At 62.8% G+C, this 16,377-nt stretch carries 19 protein-coding genes; all 19 read left to right on the top strand.

Features of this window, described 5'->3' with window-relative positions; genetic code table 11:
* The first annotated feature begins 22 nt into the window (after window positions 1–22).
* The 19 genes from ACZ5IU_RS01370 to ACZ5IU_RS01280 all read left to right on the top strand — a co-directional run bounded on the left by ACZ5IU_RS01370 (window position 23) and on the right by ACZ5IU_RS01280 (window position 16,369).
* Window positions 23–1,288 carry a phage late control D family protein gene (locus ACZ5IU_RS01370; protein ID WP_464419769.1) on the top strand — a complete coding sequence of 422 codons (1,266 nt, stop codon included), beginning with the start codon at window positions 23–25 and terminating at the stop codon, window positions 1,286–1,288.
* A 13-nt stretch (window positions 1,289–1,301) separates the two neighbouring features.
* Complete coding sequence (locus ACZ5IU_RS01365) at window positions 1,302–1,733, top strand: YcbK family protein (protein ID WP_464419767.1); 432 nt, start codon at window positions 1,302–1,304, stop codon at window positions 1,731–1,733.
* Window positions 1,720–2,046, top strand: coding sequence for a hypothetical protein (locus tag ACZ5IU_RS01360; RefSeq protein WP_464419765.1), 327 nt, complete (start codon window positions 1,720–1,722; stop codon window positions 2,044–2,046). The genes ACZ5IU_RS01365 and ACZ5IU_RS01360 overlap by 14 nt, the downstream gene beginning before the upstream one ends.
* Window positions 2,047–2,061: 15 nt before the next feature.
* The gene (locus ACZ5IU_RS01355) at window positions 2,062–3,111 is read left to right on the top strand and encodes a phage baseplate assembly protein V (RefSeq protein ID WP_464419763.1); all 1,050 of its coding nucleotides are present in this window, start codon (window positions 2,062–2,064) and stop codon (window positions 3,109–3,111) included.
* Window positions 3,108–3,893: a glycosyltransferase family 2 protein gene (locus ACZ5IU_RS01350; RefSeq protein ID WP_464419761.1), complete on the top strand. Its 786-nt coding sequence runs from the start codon at window positions 3,108–3,110 to the stop codon at window positions 3,891–3,893. The genes ACZ5IU_RS01355 and ACZ5IU_RS01350 overlap by 4 nt, the downstream gene beginning before the upstream one ends.
* On the top strand, window positions 3,886–4,260 hold the full coding sequence (locus ACZ5IU_RS01345; RefSeq protein ID WP_108100916.1) for a hypothetical protein: 375 nt from the start codon (window positions 3,886–3,888) through the stop codon (window positions 4,258–4,260). Before ACZ5IU_RS01350 ends, ACZ5IU_RS01345 begins: the two co-directional genes overlap by 8 nt.
* A 50-nt stretch (window positions 4,261–4,310) precedes the next feature.
* Complete coding sequence (locus tag ACZ5IU_RS01340; protein WP_464419759.1) at window positions 4,311–4,526, top strand: PAAR domain-containing protein; 216 nt, start codon at window positions 4,311–4,313, stop codon at window positions 4,524–4,526.
* Between the two features lie 9 nt (window positions 4,527–4,535).
* Window positions 4,536–4,862, top strand: coding sequence for a hypothetical protein (locus ACZ5IU_RS01335; protein ID WP_464419757.1), 327 nt, complete (start codon window positions 4,536–4,538; stop codon window positions 4,860–4,862).
* Complete coding sequence (locus tag ACZ5IU_RS01330) at window positions 4,840–5,580, top strand: hypothetical protein (protein ID WP_464419755.1); 741 nt, start codon at window positions 4,840–4,842, stop codon at window positions 5,578–5,580. The genes ACZ5IU_RS01335 and ACZ5IU_RS01330 overlap by 23 nt, the downstream gene beginning before the upstream one ends.
* A gap of 6 nt (window positions 5,581–5,586) precedes the next feature.
* The gene (locus ACZ5IU_RS01325; RefSeq protein ID WP_464419753.1) at window positions 5,587–6,531 is read left to right on the top strand and encodes a hypothetical protein; all 945 of its coding nucleotides are present in this window, start codon (window positions 5,587–5,589) and stop codon (window positions 6,529–6,531) included.
* A complete protein-coding gene (locus tag ACZ5IU_RS01320) occupies window positions 6,531–6,986 on the top strand; it encodes a GPW/gp25 family protein (RefSeq protein ID WP_464419751.1) in 456 nt (151 codons plus the stop codon). The genes ACZ5IU_RS01325 and ACZ5IU_RS01320 overlap by 1 nt, the downstream gene beginning before the upstream one ends.
* 67 nt (window positions 6,987–7,053) lie before the next feature.
* Entirely contained in the window at window positions 7,054–8,463 is a 1,410-nt protein-coding gene (locus tag ACZ5IU_RS01315; protein WP_464419749.1) for a baseplate J/gp47 family protein, read from the top strand.
* A complete protein-coding gene (locus ACZ5IU_RS01310; protein ID WP_464419747.1) occupies window positions 8,463–10,034 on the top strand; it encodes a phage tail protein in 1,572 nt (523 codons plus the stop codon). Before ACZ5IU_RS01315 ends, ACZ5IU_RS01310 begins: the two co-directional genes overlap by 1 nt.
* Before the next feature lie 9 nt (window positions 10,035–10,043).
* Window positions 10,044–10,637, top strand: a complete 594-nt coding sequence (locus tag ACZ5IU_RS01305) for a hypothetical protein (protein WP_464419745.1) — start codon at window positions 10,044–10,046, stop codon at window positions 10,635–10,637.
* A gap of 9 nt (window positions 10,638–10,646) precedes the next feature.
* Window positions 10,647–11,633, top strand: a complete 987-nt coding sequence (locus ACZ5IU_RS01300; protein ID WP_464419743.1) for a hypothetical protein — start codon at window positions 10,647–10,649, stop codon at window positions 11,631–11,633.
* Window positions 11,634–11,637: 4 nt separating this feature from the next.
* Window positions 11,638–11,769 (top strand): hypothetical protein, encoded by a 132-nt coding sequence (locus ACZ5IU_RS01295; RefSeq protein WP_464419741.1) that lies wholly within the window; start codon window positions 11,638–11,640, stop codon window positions 11,767–11,769.
* Window positions 11,756–12,217, top strand: a complete 462-nt coding sequence (locus ACZ5IU_RS01290; RefSeq protein ID WP_464419739.1) for a hypothetical protein — start codon at window positions 11,756–11,758, stop codon at window positions 12,215–12,217. The genes ACZ5IU_RS01295 and ACZ5IU_RS01290 overlap by 14 nt, the downstream gene beginning before the upstream one ends.
* 13 nt (window positions 12,218–12,230) lie before the next feature.
* Window positions 12,231–12,764 carry a hypothetical protein gene (locus ACZ5IU_RS01285; protein ID WP_464419737.1) on the top strand — a complete coding sequence of 178 codons (534 nt, stop codon included), beginning with the start codon at window positions 12,231–12,233 and terminating at the stop codon, window positions 12,762–12,764.
* An 11-nt stretch (window positions 12,765–12,775) separates the two neighbouring features.
* Window positions 12,776–16,369: a DUF4815 domain-containing protein gene (locus ACZ5IU_RS01280; RefSeq protein ID WP_464419735.1), complete on the top strand. Its 3,594-nt coding sequence runs from the start codon at window positions 12,776–12,778 to the stop codon at window positions 16,367–16,369.
* The last annotated feature ends 8 nt before the right edge of the window (window positions 16,370–16,377 follow it).

Below are 16,377 nucleotides of genomic sequence, written 5' to 3'. Positions count from 1 at the left end.
CGGGCCGACTGGAGATCGGCGCATGGATATCGACACCTTCAAACCGACTTTTCTGATCCAGATCGAGGGGCAAACCCTTTCGGCGGATATCACGCAGGAGATCACCTCGTTCGTCTTCGAGGACAACGAGGAGGAACTCGACGTGTTGGAGCTCGCGGTCACTGACCGAAACCTCCAGTTCGTCGACGATCCCCTGTTCCAGGAAGGCAACGAGATCGTCGCCCGTTTTGGATATGTCGGCAACCTCTCGCCGCGCAAGAAGGCGGTCATCAAGGATATCGACTACGACTTTCCGGAGGACGGTGACCCGACCATCCATATCAAGGCCTACGACAAAGGCTTCAAGCTGGCCGGAAAGGAGAACCAGAAGGTCTGGCAGAAGCCCGCTCCCGGCATTCTCTATTCCGAGATCGCCGAGGAGATCGCAGGGACCAACGGTCTCACTCCGGTGGTTACGGCCACGAAAGCCCGTCATCTGCGCGTAACCCAGAGTAACGTTTCCGACGCACAGTTCCTCAAGGAACTGGCCGGAAAGGCGCGCGACAAGGACGGTGACGGCGTCACCGGATACGTCTTCTACATCCAGGACGACGAGCTGCATTTCCATCCCCGCGATCTGGACAAGAAGCCCGCCGCGACCCTCGAGTACTTCACCGACCGCAAGGGCGTTCTGCGTTCATTCCGTCCCTCGACGCAATCACAGGGGGCCAAGGGAGCGGGCGTCGAGACCAAGGCCGTGGGCGTAGACCCTCGCAAGAAGGAGCCGGTCGAGCACAAGGCCAACAACGAGACCACCCCGGAGCGGACCTCGCTGGGGAAACGGACCTACCTGGTGGACGGGAACACCGGCGAGGGCGCTTACAAGGAGCAGGAGTCCGGGCAGGTGGTCCCCACCTTTGACCGTTCTGAGGGCTTTCACGAGGAGCCGCGACAGGAACCGGCCCAGGACCTCTCCGAGGGGAAGTTCCGCGAGGCCGAGCTCCGCCAGGTGGAAGCCGACGCGGTGACCATCGGCATCCCCGCGCTGCGAGCCAAGCAGAACGTGGAGGTCAAAGGCGTGGGTCGCAAATTCTCGGGCGTCTACTACTGCCATTCGGTCCGCCACGCTTTCGGCGAGGGCGGATATCACTGCGAACTGAAACTCAAGAAAAACGCCCTGGGCAAAGGGGCGGGCGACAAGTCGGACGAGGCCAAGGGCAAGCAGAACGACCAGGAAGCGCCGCCCACACCGAAGGAAGAGCCGCCGCCGATGGTGACCATCGATGCGGACAGCGGGCGGAGGCTGTAAGGAGGAAAAGCATATGGGAGATTTGAGCCGGAATTTCTCGAAGAGCGAGTTCGCCTGCCGGTGTTGCGGCAAGACCGAGATCGATCAACGCCTCGTGGATGCGCTCCAGGAATTGCGCGACCTCGCTGGCGCTCCCGTCCGCGTGACCAGCGGGTACCGCTGCCCCGATCACAACCGGGCGGTAGGCGGAGCAAAACAGAGCCGGCATCTGCTCGGACATGCCGCGGACATAGTGATCAAGGGCTTGTCCGTTGCCGGGATGTATGAACTCGCGGAGCAGGTGGCCGCCTTCCGTAACGGTGGAATCGGCGTCTACCCGGAGCGGGGATTCATTCACGTCGACATACGCGAGGGTCGGACCCGATGGGGACACCTCGACGGCAAATACGTTTCGTTCGAAGAAGCCATGAAAACCAACGGAGGTGACCGCAATGCAGCAGTATGAACAGATTCTGACCTTCATCCTGGACCACAAGGAACTCATCGCGACCTTGTTCGTGACGCTCCTCACCGTCATCAAGCTCACGGCCTGGGGCCGGGCCAAGGCCGCGGCTCTGGACGCGGTGATCGGCGTCATCGAGCGGCTCGGCGCAAAAGAGGTCAAAACCGGCGTCGCCGGTCAGGAACTCAAGCTCGAAACCGCGGCGCAGGACGCCCTGCGTCATGCCGTGGCCAAAGTCGATCCGAAGAAGACGCCGGACGGACCTGTTACCCGCATCGTGCGCGAGGTGCTGAGGGGCTTCCTGCCGCTGAAGTAATCCGGAGGACGAACCGTGATCGAGACACAGGACCGCCAGCACGAGGAACGCTACAAGAATCGCTGGTACGGAAAGTACAGAGCGTTCTTGCGGGACAACAACGATCCGGAGCGGCTCGGCCGCTGTCGACTCGAAATCCCGGCCGTGCTCGGCACCGGCAAGGAGAACTGGTCGGAATGGGCGTGGCCCTGCTTTGCCTACGGAGGCAACGAAGACATCGGCGTGTTTCTCATCCCCGAGGAAGGGGCTTCCGTCTGGGCCGAGTTCGAGGGCGGCAACGTCCAATACCCGATCTGGTCCGGTGTGTGGCTGGCCAAGACCAACCCCGGCGAACAACCGGAAGAATCGAAGCGTCTGTGCTCCGATCCGACCTGCACCGACTGTGAGGACAAGCTCGAACACAAGCCCGACCGGCGGGACGACCTGGAGCACAAGAAACACCACGGCCACCCGCAGTACTACTGCCCGCGCCGCAAGGTTCTTCTCAAGACCGAAACCGGTCACACCATCGTTCTCGACGACCGGGACGAGGAGGAATTCCTCAAGGTCATCGACCGGGCCGGGCAGATTCTCCACATGGAATGCCGCGTGAAGCGCGACGTTCAGACCGGCAATGCGCGCCGCCGGGGGACCAAGGACGCCGAGCACGGAGACCAGCTCGACATCGACTCGGACATCAAAGACCAGAAGGCCCGGATCGAGATCACCGATCTGTGCCGCCAGTTCGTGCGCTGGGAGGCGTGGAAGGACAAGGAGAAAATCCATATCCAGTCCTGCGACAAATCCCGCGCCCGGTGGCAGAAGATTCTCATCGACACCACCAAGGGCAAGGAGAAGGTCCACATCTGGGGCCTCTGCGGCACGCAGGAAATCCTCATCGATTCCACCGCCGGGACCGAGATGATCCGTCTCACGGACAAGGCCGGCCAGGTCGTCGTGATGAACGCGGCCGCCGGACAGGAGCGCATCCAAGCCACGGACAAATCCGGAAGCATGATCCTCATGGATGCCGTCATGGGGAACATCGTCATCCGCTCGACGAACAAGGTGCTGATCAACCCATGACAAACAACGAGACGACAAGCCCTGCGGCATCCCTGGTCATGACCGTGTATAACGGCGAGCGTTATCTCGCCGAGGCGGTCGAAAGTGTTCTGGCCCAAACCCGGCGGAACTATGAACTGGTCGTCTGGGACGACGGCTCCACTGACCGGACACTGGAGATCGCCCGTGACTATGCCAAGCTGGACGACCGCGTGCGCGTCGTCGCTGCGAAGCATCTGGGCCGGACCCCGGCGCTCAAGGCCGCGATTGCGGAGACGACCGCGCCGTACCTCGGCTGGGTCGACAGCGACGACATCCTCGCCGCGACGGCGTTGGAAGAGACCGCAGCGGTTCTCGACCGGGAATCCTCTGTAGGTCTGGTCTACACCGACTACGTGACCATCGGGGAGGACGGCAAGGCACGCGGCTACGGCAACCGCTGCCGGATTCCCTTCTCCAAGGACCGGATGCTTCTCGACTTCATGACTTTCCATTTCCGCCTGATGCGGCGCTCGGCCTTCGACGCGGCGGGCGGCATCGACGAGAGTTTTCAGTGCGCCGAGGACTACGACCTCTGCCTGCGTATGGCGGAGCTGACCGAGGTCCGTCACATCCGCAGACCGCTCTATTACTACCGCATCCATGCGGACTCCATCTCCCAGCGCATGCGGATCGAACAGATCCACTGCGCCCGCGACGCTGTGGTCCATGCGTTGGAACGGCGAGGCCTGTCCGACCGGTTCGAGATCGATCTGCAGATACGCGGACGCTTTTCGCTGAGAAGGAGAAAGACGAATGGATGAAACCCGACATGACAGCGCCCCGTGCGACTGGAACCAGAGCGAGCGGATGTTGGCCCGGACCTTCGAATCCTGGCGGGCCGAATTCCGGAGCATCCTCGAAGACCACCGTCGGGAAATCCAGGCGCGGCTTGAAAAGATCGAACGCGAAATCGAGAAGAAGTCGGACAAGGAGAACGTGGACCTTCTGGTGCGCAGCATCCAGGATGATCTGCGTCGCCACACCGACGACATCAAGAACCTGCAGTCGGGCATGAACGAGAAGATGGGCGTCGAGACCATGTGGAAGGTGGTTGGTCTTGTGCTCACTGTCGGAGGAGCCGTGGGCGGCGTGGTCGGCTTTCTGGTCCACGTCCTGACGGGAAAATAACCATGGCAAGACCCCAGGCGAGACTCGGCGATATCTCCAGTCACGGCGGCATGATCGTCACCGGCGCGTTTCGCACCGTCGTCAACGAAAGACCCGCGGCGCGGCTGGGCGATCTGCATGTCTGCCCGATACCGGGCCACGGCGTGACGCCCATCGTCACGGGCAGCCTCGACACCGCGACGGAAGGGCTGCCCAACGCACGCATCGGCGACATCACGGCCTGCGGCGCGATCATCGTGACCGGCAGCCTGAACACCAACGACTGAGGACCGAGGATGGACTTCGAGGAACCGCAGTTTCACTACTGGGACGTTTTCCCCAAGACGGTGAAGGTGTCGCTCACCGGCTGGTCGGTGACGATACCGCTTTCCGTGCGCGGCGCTCCCACCGGACAGATCGAGTTCGAATCCGCCGATTCCAACATCGCCTGGGTGGACGAAGACGGAAGGCTGAACCTCGGTTGGCAGGCGGGTGCGACGGTCGTCATGGCTTACGACTCGGAGAATCGGGACAGCGTCCGCTACATCCAGGTGGATGTCGTCGATTACGGACAAGGCGGAGGCGGAGGGTACGACGGGTATGGTTATGACTATCCCACATAACCTTCCATTGTCCTTCTGGGAAGTCGCTCCCTCTCTGATCCGGGAACCGTATCGGGAGACGGAACAAGCGGTCCCGGTGGCGGTCATCGGATCGCCCGGCGGCGAGGTGCGATTCGAGTCCGTCCATCCGGAAATCGCCAGGGTCGAGAACGGTGTGCTGCGCTTCGGCGCGACACCCGGCGCGACCATCATCGTGGCCGAGGCGATTCGGGACGAGGTGGTGTCATCCCGCAGATACATCCAGGTCGACGTGGAGAAGCCCAAAGCCGCGGCGGTGCTCGACTGGAGACCGTCCGGCTACGTGGAGCTTCTACCGGACGGAACGTGGCACTTTTACTATTTCTCCGGATGGTACGACGCTTCCGGCAGCAATATCCGCGTGACCGGAGAGCTTGCATCGGAGGTGACCCTGGACCGGGACTACCTCCTCCGCTTCGATGTCTGGGGCGAGATCGAGAGCGTGGACGGACCCTACTTCGACCGGCTCGAGTTCTATGTCGACTGGTGGTCTATGCGGAGCTTCAATCCGACTTACGACATGAACGGCGCTCCGCTGCAGCCGTACCCCGTTCCGCGAAGGACCGAGACCATCGACCTGTCTCAATTCACGGGCGGCACGGTCACGCTGCGGTTTCTTTGGGACACGGGTGACGGCCTTTACCAGAAGTTCGACGGCTGGTTCGTGCAGAACATCGAACTCATACCTATCGGGAGTTGACGGAACATGGTTGTCGGAAACGGATACGGAGAAGACGGCGGCGGGCCGATCGTCGAACAGACCAGTTCATCGCCCTCCCATTACGAGATTATGGCGCTGGTGCGTCTGCTTGCGGCCGGTCTCGGCGTGACGGACGGCGAGGGTGAGGAGCCCTATCTCCAGCAGATTCGAGACAGCCTGGCCGAGATCAAAGGCATTCTGCAGCAGAGTCACGACGCATCCGAAGCCCTTCGGGCGGAAGCTCAAACGGTACTGGAAGCGCACGCCGAGAGCGCGCAGCAATACATGCAGGTCGTGGATCAACCGATGCCGCCGGACTTCGACCCCTTCGTCGCCATGCCGGCGGGCACCGCCGTGAGAGACCTCCCCGACGGAGGACGCATTTTCACCCTCGCCGACGGCGTCATGGTTCGGGTGGGACCGGATGGAAGACTGACGGCCATCGGCATGGATGGCTCTGTGACCCCTCTCGAACCCGCGCGCGGCGGCGTGGTGACGCTTCCCGACGGCCGGGAGCTGATGCTCAAGCCCGAGGCGGTGCGTATGACCCACGAAGCGGCCGGAATCGAAGGGCTGCCCTTGGACATCGATCCGACACAGACCGCGCAGGGGCGCTACCGCGTGGAGTTGCCGGGCGGTTACCGGCTGGATGTATTTCAGTCAGAGCACACGGCCATGATCGGCAACCCCGCGGGCACCTCGGTAATGCTCGGCATTTCCCGGATCGAAGGCGTGGGCGAGGATATCGAGGTTCGTCTGGTACCCGGCGGGGCCAAGGGCTTTACGGCCATGGAAAGCGGTCACAAGGGCGTCATCGAGGCCGACGGCACGATCCATGTCGCCATGGCGGGCGGGTTGGACCTGGTCATTCATTTCCCGGACGACGATGACTCCAATGGAGACCCAGGTTCCGGTGACCCGCCCGCCTGCATCTGCGAGGAGCGTGATTGATGGCCTTGGATTTTCTCGGACGCGGGCTGAAGTTCCCCTTCCGCTTTCAGCGGCGGTCCGGTGGCGCGCAGGTTTCCTTGGCCACCTCCACCGAGCACGAGCACATCCACGAGAGCATCATCCAGATTCTCGGCACCCGGCCGGGCGAACGGTTCATGCGCCCGGAATTCGGCTCGAAACTCAAGGACCTGGTGTTCGAACCGAACGACGAGGTGCTGAAGGGCCTGATCCGCCATTACGTGATCGACGCCGTGAAACGCTGGGAGAAACGGATCGTCATCACCGGTGTGTCCTTCGACGATTCCCCCTCGAACAAGGATCGCAATCTTCTCCCGGTCCGCATCGCCTATCGCGTCATCCAAAGCCAGGTGGAAGGCAACCTGGTCTATCCCTTCTACCGCGAACCGCGCCCATCCGCTCCGCCCCGACAGTTCCGCTCCGTCGCCGGTAAGTAACAAGCGGGTCCTCGTCCGGCTCGTCCGGTGGGACCACTTGTGACCGAACCGCAACGGACGAACGGAAATGGGCAGAGCGAGCATCACTTACACGAATAAGGACTACGACTCCCTTCGCCGGGAACTGCTGGCGCGGGTGCCGCAGCTCACCGACCGCTGGACGGACTTCAACGCGTCCGATCTCGGCGTGGTGTTGCTGGAACTCTTCTGCGGCATCGGCGACATGCTGGCCTACTATCTCGACGCCCAGGCGGCGGAAGCCTTTCTGCCCACCGCCCGCCAGCGGCAGAACGTCATCAACCTCTGCAAGCTCATCAGCTACCGGCTCGACGGGCCGGTGGCTGCGACGACCGCTTTGCGTTTCTCCCTGGCCGCGCCGCTCGACGCAGACTTGGTAATCCCCGTAGGAACGACGTGCAGGGCCCGTCTGGAAGAAAACGACATCGTGTTCGAGACGGCCGAAGACGCGACGATCCCGAGGACCCGGACGAGCGTCGATGTGGGCGCGCGCCAGGGGAAACGCAAGACCGAGACCTTTACGGCCGACGGGGAAACGAGCGATCCGATCATCTTATCCGGAAAGGAAATCGCCAACGGTTCGATCCGTGTGTGGGTGCAGGACCAGGAATGGATCGAGGTATCCCACTTCCAGGAAAGCGGCTCCGATTCGCGCCACTTCATGGCCGAGACCGATGCGCTGGACATCACCCGGATCATCTTCGGCGACGGATTGCGCGGAGCAAAGCCCGACACCGGCGCGGAAATCCGTGTCGAATACCTCGAATCCCTCGGAGCCGAGGGCAACCTCGGTCCCTATCTCGTCTCTGAGCTTCTCTCGCCCATCTACCTCGACGGCGGTCTGGTTCCCCTCGCGGTAACCAACCCGGTCCCGGCGACCGGCGGAGCGGACCGCGAGACGCTGGAACACGCCCGCCGACAGGCCCCGGCCGAGGTGCGTTCGCTCTGGAAAGCGGTCACCAAGGAGGATTACCTGGCTCTGGCCGAAGGGTTTCCCGGCGTGGCCAAAGCCCAGGTCCTCGACGTCAACGATTGCAAGAACATCCGCTACTACCAGGTCAACATGGCCGTGGCCCCGGACGGCGGCGGCCCGCCGTCAACGCTTCTCAAACAGGACCTCGCCGAATACCTGGAATCGCGCAAAGTCATCACCGTCGAGATCAATCTCTTCGATCCCGTCTACCGGCCGGTCTCGATTGACGCGGAGGTGTTCGCCTATGCCGGCGAAGATCTCGACCTGGTCCGGAGCCGCGTCGAACAGGCTTTGGCGGACTTCTTCGCCTTCGACCGCATGAGCTTCGGCGCACCGGTCCATTTCTCGGATCTGGTCGCGCTCCTGGACGGCGTGCGGGGCGTGAGCCACGTGCGCATGTACACGCCCATCCAGGACGTTGATATCCGCGCCGGCCAGATCGCGGCGCTCGGTCAGGTCAACCTCGACGTGCGGAGGGCGTCCTGATGTCCTCCTACTTCGAAAAGAAACTCATCGACCTCCTTCCACCGCTCTACCGCGAACGGGATGAGTCCGGCGATCTGGATGCTTTTCTCAAAGTTCCGGCCGCGAGCCTGGACGAACTCAAGGTACTGGCCGAGCGTTTCCCCGAGATCTTCGACATCGGGCGTTGCGAGGAGCGGTTCCTGCCGTTTCTCGGCGGGATCGTCGGTCACCGTTTCGATCCCACCGTAGATGCTGCCGCCCAGCGCAGGCTTATCCGCGAGGCCATAGAGATTTACCGGCGCAAGGCAACCATTCCCGCCATCGGCCGCTCGCTCGTTGACATCGGGTGGGAGGGGCGCATCGAGGAGACTTTCCACAACGCGCTGCGTCTGAACCGCCGTTCGGTGGTCGGAAGGGCCAAGCTTCCGGGGCTCATTTACAGCCTCGGGGTCTATCGCATCGACAGCGACAACCTCGTCCAGGGAGTCCGGGATGCGCTGCCCTTTCATCATCCCGCGGGTACGCGGGTTTTCTTCCTGCAGTGGCTCTACACGCTCCTGTCCATGGAGTCGGATTTCGAGGCGGTCATAAAGAAGGTCGTCGAACGCGTGTGTCTCGGGCATCTGCACGAAACGTTCGTGGTCAACCACAATGCCCTGAACACGGATTTCCATCTCACCCGCAAGAACAAGACCTGGGGTTGGTGGCGGATCACCGACGGCACCACGCTCATGCAGGATATCGAGCGCGCCGCAGTGTGCGTCTCCCGCTGGCATGGCCGTTCGCCCCGGTTCCGCCTGAACACCGGCAACCTCAACATCGAACGCCTGCCGAACCTCTGGATCAGCGAACGGCGCGCTGCGTTCTGTTGCGAGATCGAAACCAAGCCCGTGGTGGAACCGGGCGTCTCGTTCATCCGGCTGGCGGGCCAAGATTTGAACCGCTCCCGTCTGAACCGCTCCGCTCAGCCCTGCCGGATCAAATTCCGGCAGAAAGACCTGCTCGCCGAAGCTGTCCAGGATGCGCCCGACCTCGCGGGAGACCGCCGCACGCACCGGTACGGGAAGCGGTCGCGGCTCTCCCATTGGTTCCGCGTCGGGCATTCGAGGCTCGGAAGGGACGACAAGGTCTCCGGCGCGGCCGTGGGCCGTCACCTTTTCATCACAGCTTACGCCGACGCTCAGTGGTCGGAGGTATCCGGCGCATGGGACATCGTCGACCGCTGGCGCGCCCGCAGGCCCGGCTTTTCCCTGAACAACAAGGCGCTCAACCTCGCCGAACTGACCGACGCCTATGTGACCGAGGCCCGCGCATCCTTCGAGATGGACGTGGACACGGGCATTCCGCGCCGAAGACGCGTGGAGACGCTTCTGCTCAACCACCGCAGGCTGAACCACACTGGCTTGCTCCTGTCCGTGGACCGGACCCGGCCCATGCGGCTAGGTTCGATGCCGCTCAACGGGTCGGGCTTCCGCAAGTCGAAGCCGTGCCTCCGATGGCGCTACCGGCAGAGGGACGATCACGCCCAGGCGACCGCCGGTTTCGAGGCGGCGGCGAACCAGTACACAGTCACGCAATGGCCGGCGGCATAGGAGAGATCGATGGCGATACATCTGTACGAAGACATCACATTGACCCAGAGGATATCCGAGGGCGACCTCGTGAATCCCGATGACGACACCTACAACGGCACGGACGGGGAAACGAAAGACCAGGAGCTGTTCGTAGCCAACGAACAGACGATCCTCGCCGCGGCCCTGGCATCGGGGGCGACCTCCCTGCAACTTTCGGCACCGCGCTTCACCGACGGCGAAATCATCATCGTCGACGACGAACAGATGCGCATCCTGAGCGGCGGCGGGACGACCGTCCTCGCGGTTGAACGCGGCTACGGCGGCACAATCCCGGCCGCCCATGATCCGGGTGCCGCAGTCTATTCCGGGTACGACTATACCGGGCTGGTGATCGAACCGGTGGATGTCGCCGGCGGCGACGAGTCGGATTGGTACGCGTTGGCCCTGACCCAGGCGGGTCTCGGTACCGCCGTCGGAGGCGCACCGCTCAACCTGGGCGACAAGGCGCACGACGTGACTCTTTCATTCTGGCGTCGCTGCACGGTGCCGCCCGGAACGCCGGTGCAAAACAAAACCGACATCAAACTCCGGCTCACCGGTACGGAAAACCCGATTCTGTAGGAGGAACGCATGGCCTATCACAGCACATCCGGCACCGCTTCAAACACCGCGGATTTCCTCGTCCGCCTGAAAGACTTCCTTGTGGGAACGGTCGGCTGGACGCTTCGGGACGACCGCTCCGGCGACGCCGAGCCCAGCTACGTGCTGGCCTCCGCAGGAGAGAGCGGAGCCGAAGACATCTTCCTCCGGTTCGTCAACGACACCCCAGCCGACCGAATCGCGGTCCGCGCCTACCTGTATTGGGACGCGGCGACACACGCGGGCGTGAAGGAGGCGTTCAACACCAGCTACACCTACATCAAGACCGTGGATGCTTCCGCGTTCCTGTATTGGATTTACGCGGACATGGATCACGTCTTCATCGTGACCAAGATCGCGGCCGTCTACTACGCGCATTACTGCGGCATCTTGAAGCGGTTCTGGTCCGGAGCCGTCGCCGTCACGCAGGCGGCCGCATCTCCGGGTTCAGGCATCACACTGCAGGTCAACGACGCCTCCATCTTCAGGGTAGGGGGCTATTATCTGATCAAGGACAACGCGGGAATCGAACGCGTCCAGGTGACGGCGGTGGATACGGTCGCGTCCCCCAATACCGTCACTCTGGCGAGCCTCGTTGCAGCCTATGCGTCGGGAGCAAAGATCGGCGAGGACCCGCAGCCGGTCGTCGTCGGCCACTACCAGTCCCCGGGCAGCTTCTACGCCCTCAACAAGTTCGACGGCTGGGCGAGCGCGACCGGTCAGACCGGTTCGTGCGGCGCGGCCCACGGCGGTTTCCAAACCGCCAGCAATCCCGACCAGCGCCAGGGGCTCATCACGTTGTTTCCATGGCTCGCGGCCCATACGACGGCGGCCTACAAGGAGCTGCGGGGCGAACTGATCGAGGTCTACGCCCACGGCGGCGGGATCACGGACTCCGAAGATGTCCTCGATCTCGGCGGAGTCACCTACAAGATTTTCAACCTGTCCGGTCCGGGCTGGTGCGCGGTGAAGGAGTGATCCCATGGCGGTGAGGCAAGGCAACAAAAAGGAGACCGACGTTACGGCCGGACGCCTGACCCCGATGTTCCGGGTGGTCCGGAACGTCGGCAAGGCGAACAGAATCACCGGGAGGCTGAGACGTGGCAACCCGTAGCGGAAACAAGCTCTCCGTCCTGCCGCTCTCGGGCTTCGTGGTTCCGATGAACCGCGCCCAGATGCCGGCCTTACCGGCGGTCATTTTCGAAGCCGTCGGAGCGGCGTCGACGACGCGGACCATCCGGCACGATGCGGACGCGGCCCTGCGGATCACGGCGGAGGTGGACGCCCCAGCCGACATGCAGGCCGTGATCTTTCGGCCGGTCCTGCGGAGCTTCGACCTGCGGGGATGGGTGGTCCGTTTCCCGACGGTCCTTTCCGACGCAGCCGTCCGGATTCACCGGCCGGTCGAACGGCTGAGCGATACCCGTTCCGCGGTATCCGCCGAGATCGAGCGGACGGCGGATTCGAGACAGCTTGTGGTGCGCGAGACAGCCCGTCAAGCGGAAGCGCGCCAGACCGTCTTCGCAGTGCTGATCCGCGAAGGCCACACGATCCAGACCTGAAGGAGGAATACGAATGTCACTTGGACTCATCGTCAAAACGGGCCGCATCCTCACCGCGCGGCTGCTCATGGGCGATCCCATCGAGGGCATCACCCACTGCGCTATCGGTGACGGGGACGCCACGTTCACCGATCCCGTCAATCCGCCCGCGCCGGATATCGACCAGACAGCGCTCAAGAACGAACGGGCCCGCAAAAAGCAATACAAGCGCACCTTTCTCAAGGAGGACCCGGAAGGGACGCTCATCGTCAACGGCATTCATTACATCGAGACCGCCGAGGAGACCCAGACCATCGGCGTCTTCTTCCGCTTCGAGGAAAACGAAGCCAACGGCATCACCATCCGGGAATACGGATTCTTCGGCGGCGACGTGGCCTACATCGCCGGACTCCAGTCCGATTATGCGGCTAACGGCGTTTACCACCCGGACACCAATCCGACCGGCGAGGTGCTTGATCCCGGCTATCTGTACGAAGTGAAGAACATCCCTGACTTCAACAAGACCTCGGACACGCGGGTTGAGCTGGTCGGGGTCATCAAGATTTAGGAGGAAAGACCATGTCCATTTCGCGCGATACATTCGACCCGGCGAAAAACTACAAGCGGGTCCGCTATCACCAGGACCGGGACCTGCTCGACTCGGAGCTCAACGAGCAGCAGGACATCATCAACCAGGAGCGCAGGAAGCTCGCGGACATCCTCTTCAAGGAGGGGGCCATCGTAAGCGGATTCGGTGTGACGGTCGCGGCCAATGTGCTCACCGTAGCCGAAGGGCTGGTCTACATCGACGGCTGCCTGGAGCGCGTGCCCGGCGCGGTGCTCACCTATGACCCGGCCAAGACGAGCGGCGCGGATTACGTCTATGTCGAGCTGCTCAAGTACAACTACGGCTATAACCAGGACGCCGTGCTCATCAATCCCGCCACCGGCGAACCCACCGCCGAACGGGAGAAGTGGGTCCTGTCGCTCAAGGACCACGATACGAGCGGCGAAGCCTTGCCCAATAACGTGACCCAGCGAAAGGTGGTCGCCCTCCACAAGTTCGACCGCGAAACCAGCGACGTGACCGCGACCGTCCGAGAGAAATCGAACCTCTATCTCCAGGACCTGCTCGGGACGCTGCCGGGAAGCCGCATCACGGTAGCGTCGATCACCGAGGACCAGCTCGCCTTCGCCGCCGCCGAGGGGCTGAATTCGCTTCTCCAGAACCTGGCGGAGCGGACCTACGACCAGGCCGGCAGCTACCTGGTGAAAGGACTCGACAGTTTTATCGGCGACAACGATGGCGAGAACGTCGAGGTGATCACCAACGCGGGCCGCGCTTACATTCAGGGCTTCCGCCTGCAGAAGGACATGCCCACGACAACCCTGGTGCCCAAATCCACGGCAGTCAAGTCGGTCCGGGGCGAGCAGAAGACTTACGTGGTCGGAACCCGGCGGTACGCACTCAACAGCACGCCCCTCAAGGAAACCACTCAGGTCGAAGCCATCGTGGAGATCGTCTCCAACATCACCCGCGGCTCCGTCGGGGGCGGCGAAGATCTTCTCGTCCCCAACCCGGTGGTGGACATCCTCGAGGTGAGCCAAGGTGCGACGGTCTTTCAGGAAGGCGCGGACTGGCAGCAGTCCGGGAACTACGTCGACTGGCTGGGCTCCGGCAACGAACCCGCCATCGGCACGACCTACACCGTCCGCTGGACCTACACAAAACAGATGATCAAGGGGACGGACTACGTGGACGGCGGCTGGTTCGGACGCTCGGGGCACCCGGCGGCGGACGAGTATTTCTATCTGGTCACCGTTCAGAGCGCCACCGGCGAGACTCAGTACGACTCGGCCAAGGTCGTGTCGCGCGATACTTTGACCGGGGAGATGAACCGCCTCTCCTGGCTTCCGGTCAGCGGCGCGACCGGATACCGTGTTTACCGAGGCACGCAGAATACGGTCCGGGCGGACTTCCAGCGGCTCAAGGACGTGGCCTCCGGGGTCACGTCGTACATCGACGACGGCGTCGACGAGATCGTGGGCGGCAACCCGCCCGCCTCCAACACGAGCGGCCTGACCATGTCTCCCGTACAGATCGAACCGGGCAACCTCTCCATCATCAACTTCGGCCGCACCAACATCGGCGACGAGCCGGTAGGCGGCTCCAACTGCAGCATCGACTACGACTACTACATCGGACGCAAGGACATCATTTACGCCACCACCCGCGAGATCAAACGGTTGGAAGGTTCTCCGGCCGACTGGCCGAAGCTGCCCATCGTTCCGGAAGGCACCCTCGGACTGTGCAGCGTCGATTGTCCGCCGAATTCGGTGGACCTGACGGTCGTCAATTTCGGGCTGACCCGCATCACCATGGACCAGATCCACGAGATCATCAAGGACGTCGAGGACCTCAAGTACAACGACGCCCAGTTTCAGATGAACAACGAGCTGCAGAACCGGGACGCCCAGACCAAGAAGGGCGTCTATTCCGACGACTTCTCGAACGACGCCCAGTCCGACATCTATCACAGCGAGTGGAGCGCTCGCATCGACCGGGTCCGCCGCTTCGCCGCACCGGACAGGGCCGCCTCGGCCACCGTGCTCGATGTGAACCCCTCCGCAAGCAACGCCTTGTTCAAGGGAAGCCTCGCGCTCCTCCCGGCCGCGGAGCGCGTGCTTATCGAGCAGACCGACTGGTCCGAGGTCAAGAACATCAACCCCTACGCCGTGTTCGAGAAACCCGATGCGTCGGTGGAGATCACGCCGAACATCGGCAGACGCGGCCAGACCGGGATCGCCGTGATCGGGTCCAACTTTCTGTCCAACGCGAACAACGTGACTATCCGCTGCGACGGCCAGGTGGTGGCGTCGGGTGTCCACGCGGATACCGCGGGCCGTGTCACCGCATCGTTCGTCATCCCCGAGAACGCGCGCAACGGCAACCGTATCGTCGAGGTGACCGACGGCGTCTACTCCGCGCAGGCCAACCTGCAGATCAACGATCCCCTGATCATCACCCGCATCGAGCGGGTCGTGGTCGAGCGGACCATCGTCCAGCGGCAGATCATCGTCCAGCCGTCGCCGCCGCGGATCATCCGCGTCCCGGTCGAGCGGATCGTCTGGCGATGGCAGCTCCGCAACCGCAGGCGCGATCCCCTGGCCCAGACCTTCAGCTTCACCGAAAACCGCATCATCTCCGCCGTGGGCGTCTGGTTCACTCAGAAAGACGCGACGGTGCCCGTGACGGTGCAGATCCGCGGAGTCACAACCGGACTGCCGAACGAGGTCGTGCTGGCCGAAAAGGTCGTGGCCCCGGGCGAGGTCAACCTGAACGCCGAGACCAAGATCGTCTTCGCCGATCCCTTCTACGCCCAGGCGGACACCAGTTACGCGGTCGTGCTGCTCACCAACAGCACCAACTACCGGGTGCGCATCGCCACCCTGGGGCAACTGGGTCAGAACGGCGTCATCACCCGGCAGACCTATGTGGCGGGCGTACTGCTGGAGAGCTCCAACGCCGAGACATGGACGCCGCTCAACGGCTCCGATCTCACCATGAGAATCTACGGCTATGACTTCCAGTCCACCGGCGAGGTTCGCTTTCAGCCCATCACCGGGGTGCAGTTCAGCGATCTGAACCTGGACGAGTATTCCTCCATCCCCGAGGCTACCGGTATCGTCTGGGAGTATTCGACCGACGGCGGCGTCATCTGGGACGCCATCGTGCCCGCGGAAGAGGAACGACTCCCCAACCTGGCAAGTCAAGTGCTCGTCCGTGCCCTTTTCTCCAGCAACGCTGTCAACGATTCCCCGGCGCTGAACTACAAGGACGTGAACCTCATCGGATATCTCAACGACCCTGCGGGGGCGTATCTGAACCGCGAAAACGAGCTCACCCAAGGCGTGTCCTCCACCAAGGTCTACACCCAGATGAACATCCCCAGCGGGACCACCATCAACTGGTTCGCCTCCAACAACGGCGGCGCGAACTGGGAGCCCATGTCGATCCAAACGACGCGGGAGATCGATCAGGAGTGGACCGAGTACACGCTCACGAGAAACTTCACCGATCCGAACGGAAACAAAGTCCGCTACAAGGCGGAGATGACCGGCAACAACCTGGTGTACCCGAGGATTCACACCCTCGGCGCGACGCTGAGCTGATCGGAGGG

This window comes from Lactivibrio alcoholicus (genome assembly GCF_055390895.1).
This window is presented reverse-complemented; position numbering and strand designations above follow the sequence as displayed.